Annotated in this window: 1 pseudogene; it reads left to right on the top strand. The window is 40.4% G+C overall.

Going from position 1 to position 1058, the window contains the following annotated elements:
* Window positions 1-726, top strand: a pseudogene (locus F6K53_RS45070) (AMP-binding protein); the annotation flags it as partial.
* Between the last annotated feature and the right edge of the window lie 332 nt (window positions 727-1058).

Raw genomic sequence — 1058 nt, 5'->3', positions numbered from 1 at the left:
TGGAGTTCAGCCTTTTTCTCTTCCGATCTGGTTAGTTGTGGTTTCCCGATTTGTGGAATAAAAGTAATTATCGTCAATCTCAATACTTTAACTAGGTGTGCGTCAGATGAAGTTGGCGAAATTTGGGTATCAGATTTAAGTGTTGCTCAAGGTTATTGGAATAGACCAGAAGAAACAAAGCATACATTTGAGGCATATCTAGCAGATACTGGTGAAGGTCCATTTCTACGTACTGGTGACTTGGGGTTCATCAAGAATGGTCAGCTGTTTGTCACTGGGCGCTTGAAGGATGTAATCATCATTCGAGGTCAAAATCATTATCCTCAGGATATTGAATTTACGGTTGAACAGAGCCACCCAGCACTGCGTAAAAATTCTGAGGCAGCATTTGGGGTTGAGGTAGATGGCGAAGAGAAATTAGTCGTTGTTCAGGAGGTGGAGCGAAGTTGGCTGCGAAAACTGGATTTCGATGAAGTAAATGGAGATATTCGTCAGGCGTTGATGGAGCAACACGAACTACAGGTTTATGCAATAGCATTGATCCAACCAGGTAGCATTCCTAAAACTTCAAGTGGCAAGATAATGCGTCAAGCTTGTCGGATTAAGTTTCTAGAGGGAACTTTGGAAGTTATAAATTCGGGTGGTGGTAATCCAGAACACTTAAGAAGACTAACTGTTATGAGTGTTATGAGGGCAACTCCAAAAAATGGGGCGCATCTGGGGTAGGGACCAGGGCAAACGCATCTAAAATTAAATTGACAAGTAAGCAAAAATATGGTAAGTAAAAATATGGTTAAGTTGAGCACCAAATATGAGGCTGGCAAAATCATCGTCTCTATCTAGCCTTAGTTGCTGAATTTCGGTATTGATTGGTTTTTTATTTTGCCTTCAACCTTAAACCTTCAACCTTAAACCTTCAACTTTAAAACCTTCAAACTTCTGGACTTGGTGATGAATCACTAGATTTGACATCCAACCAAGCTCGGATTTCTTCAACTAACCAATTCAATTCAGCTTCTGGTAATTGTTCGCCAAAGATGTAAGTTTGGGATTTTTGA

The sequence above is a fragment of the Moorena sp. SIO4A1 genome (assembly GCF_010672065.1).
Taxonomy (GTDB): domain Bacteria; phylum Cyanobacteriota; class Cyanobacteriia; order Cyanobacteriales; family Coleofasciculaceae; genus Moorena.
Note: the sequence above shows the minus strand (reverse complement) of the source record. Positions and strands in the feature narration are given on the sequence as shown.